At 71.4% G+C, this 4,859-nt stretch carries 6 protein-coding genes; 3 read left to right on the top strand and 3 right to left on the bottom strand.

The genetic code is table 11. From position 1 onward, the window contains the following. From OO014_RS18860 to nth, 3 genes are all read right to left on the bottom strand, one after another. Positions 1-1,103 (bottom strand): MarP family serine protease (locus OO014_RS18860; RefSeq protein WP_272463868.1); only part of this gene is annotated, 1,103 nt, incomplete at its 3' end. Continuing rightward, positions 1,100-1,837: an NUDIX hydrolase gene (locus OO014_RS18855; protein ID WP_272463867.1), complete on the bottom strand. Its 738-nt coding sequence runs from the start codon at positions 1,835-1,837 to the stop codon at positions 1,100-1,102. The genes OO014_RS18855 and OO014_RS18860, both read right to left, overlap by 4 nt. After that, on the bottom strand, positions 1,834-2,493 hold the full coding sequence (gene nth, locus OO014_RS18850) for an endonuclease III (protein ID WP_272463869.1): 660 nt from the start codon (positions 2,491-2,493) through the stop codon (positions 1,834-1,836). Before nth ends, OO014_RS18855 begins: the two co-directional genes overlap by 4 nt. A 180-nt stretch (positions 2,494-2,673) precedes the next feature. Here nth and gntA point away from each other — a divergent pair, with 180 nt between their 5' ends. The 3 genes from gntA (at position 2,674) to OO014_RS18835 (ending at position 4,785) form a co-directional block, all read left to right on the top strand. After that, positions 2,674-3,432: a guanitoxin biosynthesis heme-dependent pre-guanitoxin N-hydroxylase GntA gene (gntA, locus tag OO014_RS18845; RefSeq protein ID WP_272463866.1), complete on the top strand. Its 759-nt coding sequence runs from the start codon at positions 2,674-2,676 to the stop codon at positions 3,430-3,432. A 9-nt stretch (positions 3,433-3,441) separates the two neighbouring features. Further along, positions 3,442-4,032, top strand: a complete 591-nt coding sequence (locus OO014_RS18840; protein ID WP_272463865.1) for an urea carboxylase-associated family protein — start codon at positions 3,442-3,444, stop codon at positions 4,030-4,032. A gap of 75 nt (positions 4,033-4,107) precedes the next feature. Then, complete coding sequence (locus tag OO014_RS18835) at positions 4,108-4,785, top strand: Crp/Fnr family transcriptional regulator (RefSeq protein WP_272463864.1); 678 nt, start codon at positions 4,108-4,110, stop codon at positions 4,783-4,785. Positions 4,786-4,859: the final 74 nt, after the last annotated feature.

Genomic DNA, 4,859 nt, shown 5'->3' with positions numbered 1-4,859 from the left:
TTGTCGTCCTCGAGGGACTTGGCGAAGATGACGCCGGTGACCCGGCCGTTCTCGTCGAGCAGCGGCCCGCCGGAGTTGCCCGGCTGGACGCGCGTGTAGAGCGAGTAGATCTCGCGGACGACGGGGTCGTCGCCATAGATGTCGCGGCCCCGGGCGTCGAGGACCTGCCGCACGCGGGCGGGCACGACGGTGTAGGGACCGTCGAGCGGGAACCCGGGGACCGCCGCCGCGGACCCGCGCGGGAGGTCGGTGCCGAGCTCGAGCGCCGGGGCGTCGAGGCGCTCGGTGCTGATGACGGCGAGGTCGCGGTCGGCGTCGAAGAGGACGACGCGCCCGCTGACCGTCCCCTCCTGGCTGGTCACCTGGAGCCGGTCGGCGCCGGCGACGACGTGCGCATTGGTCACGACCCGGTCCGGGCTGAGGACCCAGCCGGTGCCCTCCTGGCCCCTCCCGCAGCTCTCCGATGCCGTGGTGACCTTGACGACGGACGCCGCCGCGCGGGTGATCGCGCGAGTGTCGCCGATGCGCGGGTCCGGGGCCTCGACCGGGGTGATCGGCTCGGGCACGAGGTCCCCGAAGACCTGCGGGAAGCCCTGGCTCGACAGGAAGCCACGGAAGCCTGCGAAGACCTGCGTCGCCTTGTCAGGCATCACCGCGTCGACCGCGCGCAGGACCCGGGAGTCCGACATCGCCCGCGCGACGCTGGGGTTGCCCGCGGTCCGCAGCGACCCGCCGAGGAACCAGATGATCATGGACGCGGCGATGACGACGACGACCGCCCCGAGGACCGAGTCGACCTGCCGGGCGCCCTGCTGGCCCATCTGACGGCGGAGGTGCCCGCCGAGCAGGCTGCCGAGGACCTGGCCGATCCAGCCCATGAGCACGACCCCGACGATGAGGAGGAGGACGCGCAACCGCGAGTCGTTGGCCACCGCCTCCAGGTCGGCGAGCATGATCGGCAGGCTCCAGATCGCGATGACCGCCCCGGCGAAGAACCCGGCGAGCGAGAAGACGCTCGCGACGAGGCCTTGCCGGTAGCCGGAGATGCCGTAGGCGATGAGGATCAGCCCGAGCGCGATGTCGAGGAGCAGGCCGCCGCTCATCGGCGGTCCCGCAGGTAGATCTCGGGGAGCGGCCGTCGGCGCGCCTCGTCCCACTCGACGCTGAGGCCGGCCAGCTCGAGGACCCGGCTGAGCAGCCCAGCGGTGAAACCCCAGAGGAGCAGGTGGTCCAGCTGGAACGCCGGCCCGACGAAGCCGCTCGGGTGCGTCACGGTGAACCGGGTCTCCGGGTGGACGAGGTGCGAGATCGGCACCGAGAGGACCTCATGGACCTCCGCGGGGTCGCGGACGCTGAGCGGGGCCGGCGCGGCCCACCACCCGAGCACGGGGGCGACGACGAAGTTGGCCGGCGGGAGATAGAGGCTCGGCAGGACGTCGACGACGTCGACGCCGCCCGGGTCGATCCCGGTCTCCTCCTCGGCCTCGCGGAGCGCCGTGTGGACGCTGTCGTCATCCTCGGGGTCGCGGGAGCCGCCGGGGAAGGCGATCTGGGCCGGCTGGGTGCGCATCGTGTGTGAGCGCTCGATGAGCACGACGTGCTCACCCTGCGCCTCCTCGCCGGCAGGCGGTGGGCCGAAGAGCATGAGCACGGCCGACTCGCGGCCGCCCTCCTCCGGTGGCTGGAACCGGGAGAACCAGTGCGCGTCGACGGACGGGACCCGCTCGGCGACGTCGTCGAGCCACTGCGGGCGGGGCAGGCCGGCGGGCCCGGGTGGGATCGTGCCCGTCGGCCCCGAGTGGACGACGCGAGCGCTGCGCGGTGCCGGCCCCGTCACTTCGGCGCCAGCTCGTACTTGAGGAGCTTGGCCGCCCGCTCCGGGTCCGTCTCGCCGATCCCGTAGCTCGGGCACCAGCGAGTGACCGGGCAGGCCCCGCAGGCCGGCTTCTTCGCGTGGCAGGTGCGGCGGCCGTGGAAGATCAGGACGTGGCTGAGCATCGTCCAGTCGCGCCGCATGAAGAGCGCCCCGACCGCGTGCTCGATCTTGACCGGGTCGGTCTCGGTGGTCCACCCGAACCGCTGGACGAGCCGCGCGAAGTGGGTGTCGACGGTGATGCCCGGGACGTTGAACGCGTTGCCGAGGACGACGTTGGCCGTCTTGCGCCCGACGCCCGGCAGGGTGACGAGGTCCTTGAGCCGTCCCGGCACCTCGCCGTCGAACCGCTCGACGAGCGCCTGACCGAGCTTGATCAGGCTGTCGGTCTTGGCGCGGAAGAAGCCGGTCGGCTGGATGATCGTCTCGAGCTCGGTCCGGTCGGCGGCCGCGTAGTCGGCCGCGGTCCGGTACTTCGCGAAGAGAATCGGCGTCACCTTGTTGACCCCGACGTCCGTCGTCTGCGCGGAGAGGATCGTCGCGACGAGCAGCTCGAGCGGGCTGGTGAAGTCGAGCTCGCAGTGCGCGTAGGGGTAGCGGTCGTGCAGCGCCCGATACATCTTCCGAGCGCGCCGCGTGCGCGCGACAGGACTCTCGTCAGCGGTCACGACGGCACGGGCAGACACAGACGACACTGTATGCCGCTGAGCTGGCTCCCGCGCAGCGGCTCCCACGGCACCCTCCCGCGCTCGCGCTTCGCTTGCCGCTTGCCGCTCTCGCCGAATGGGTAGGGAGAGGGCATGGCGATCGAGGCAGTGCCGAGGGCAGCGGCCGGGTCCCCCAGTGGACCCGACACGCACGGCCTCGAGCGCGTCCTGGAGCTGATGGCGCACGACCACCTCGAGACGGCGCCGGCCGGGCAGATCGGCACGGCGATGGAGCTCATGGTCATGCATGCCGAGTTCCCTTGCCTCGGGGCGAAGTCCGTGTTCCGCCGCGAGTCGGCGACCCATCTCGTCCTGGACGACATCGACGACCCTTCGACGCCGCAGACGCTGCTGGAGCACCTGGCCGACTTCGCCGAGCGGACCTCGGACAGCGAGGACTTCCGCTCCTTCATGGTGACCTTCCGCGGCCCGGTCCCGGCGAGCGAGGCCGACTTCGAGGCGGCGCTCTACCGGGTCCTCCAGGGGATGCACGACTCGGACGACGAGAGGTGGGCGCCTGGTGTCGCGGCCGACCCGGCCGACCCGCACTTCGCGTTCAGCGCCGGGGGGCACGCCTACTTCGTCGTCGGGATGCACCCAGCCGCGTCACGGGTCGCTCGCCGGGCACCGCTGCCGACCCTCGTCTTCAACCCGCACGACCAGTTCGAGCGGCTGCGCGAGGACGGCCGCTTCGAGGGGCTGCGCGAGACGATCCGGCGCCGGGACACCGACCTGCAGGGCTCGGTCAACCCGATGGCGGCCGACCACGGCGACGCCTCCGAGGCCCTGCAGTACTCCGGGCGACAGCACGACCCCGGCTGGCAGCCGCCCCTCGACATCCACGATGGCTAGGGTGGCGCGATGGAGCTGACGAGACTCGCGCCCCAGACCGGCACCGCCTTCCCGCTGCGCGCGGGCCAGCAGCTGGTCGTCATCGACCCGACCGGTGAGCAGGTCAGCGACTTCTTCTGCGTCCTGGCCGACGACCACGACGAGTGGCTGTCCTCCGGGCGCACCATCGACTACGCCAACTCCATCGCCGTGACGACCGGCAGCGTCCTCTACAGCAACCGGAGCACCCCGATGGCGACCGTCGTCGAGGACACGTGCGGCCAGCACGACTTCCTGCTCACCCCGTGCAGCCAGCAGACCTTCGACCTGCTCTACCCGGAGTTCGGCGGCGCCTACCACCCCAGCTGCTTCGAGAACCTCGCGACCAACATGGGACCTCTCGGCGTCGACCCGGACCGGATCTCGACGACGCTCAACATCTTCATGAACGTCTGGGTCGAGCGGAACGGCGAGCTCCACATCGACCCGCCGACCTCGGTCGCGGGCGACCGCTTCGTCCTGCGGGCCGACGCCGACCTGCTCGTCGGCCTCACCGCCTGCTCCGCCGAAAAGTCCAACAACGGCGTCTGCAAGCCCATCGACTACCGCATCGTCGACTGAGCCGGCCACACCAGAACTCGCCGCTGGGCGTGCGAGCGAGCCCAGCGGCATACCTCTCATGGCAGACTGACCCCCGTGGACCCAGATGTGGTGAGGCGCGCTCCGCTGTTCAAGGCACTCGACGACGAGGCCGCGGCTGCCCTGCAGTCGCAGATGACCTTGTCCCGCATGGAGCGCGGCGACGTGCTCTTCCATGAGGGCGACCGGGGCGACACGCTCTACGTCATCGCCGAGGGCAAGGTGAAGCTCGGGCGCACGAGCGCCGACGGCCGCGAGAACCTCGTGGCGATCCTCGGCCCCGGCGAGATGTTCGGCGAGCTCAGCCTCTTCGACCCCGGCCCCCGCACGATGACGGCCACCGCGGTCGCCGAGACGCAGCTGCTCGGCCTGGGCAACGACTCGCTCACCGGGCTCCTCACCGGCCGGCCTGAGGTCGCCAAGACCCTGCTGGCCGCGCTCGCGCAGCGCCTGCGCCGCACCAACGCCCACCTCGCCGACCTCGTCTTCACCGACGTCCCCGGGCGCGTGGCCAAGGCCCTCATCGACCTGTCCGAGCGGTTCGGGCGCAGCGTCGAGGGCGGCGTGATGGTCGCGCACGACCTGACCCAGGAGGAGCTGGCACAGCTCGTCGGCGCCTCCCGCGAGACGGTCAACAAGGCGCTGGCCGACTTCCAGTCCCGCGGCTGGCTCCGGCTCGAGGCCCGGGCCGTCCTGCTCCAGGACGTCGAGCGCCTCAAGAAGCGCGCCAAGTAGCTCGCCCCCCTTCCCAATCGAAAGAGCAGTTCGCGACACCTTCGTCGCGAACTGCTCTTTCGATTGGGGGTGGG

This window comes from Intrasporangium calvum, assembly GCF_028446585.1.
Lineage (GTDB): Bacteria > Actinomycetota > Actinomycetes > Actinomycetales > Dermatophilaceae > Intrasporangium > Intrasporangium calvum_A.
This window is presented reverse-complemented; position numbering and strand designations above follow the sequence as displayed.

What these genes read in the sequence shown, in the direction of transcription:
- nth (WP_272463869.1), bottom strand. Translation starts at nt 2,493, where the DNA reads ATGTATCGGGCGCTGCACGACCGCTACCCCTACGCGCACTGCGAGCTC.
- gntA (WP_272463866.1), top strand. Translation starts at nt 2,674, where the DNA reads ATGGCGATCGAGGCAGTGCCGAGGGCAGCGGCCGGGTCCCCCAGTGGA.
- OO014_RS18840 (WP_272463865.1), top strand. Translation starts at nt 3,442, where the DNA reads ATGGAGCTGACGAGACTCGCGCCCCAGACCGGCACCGCCTTCCCGCTG.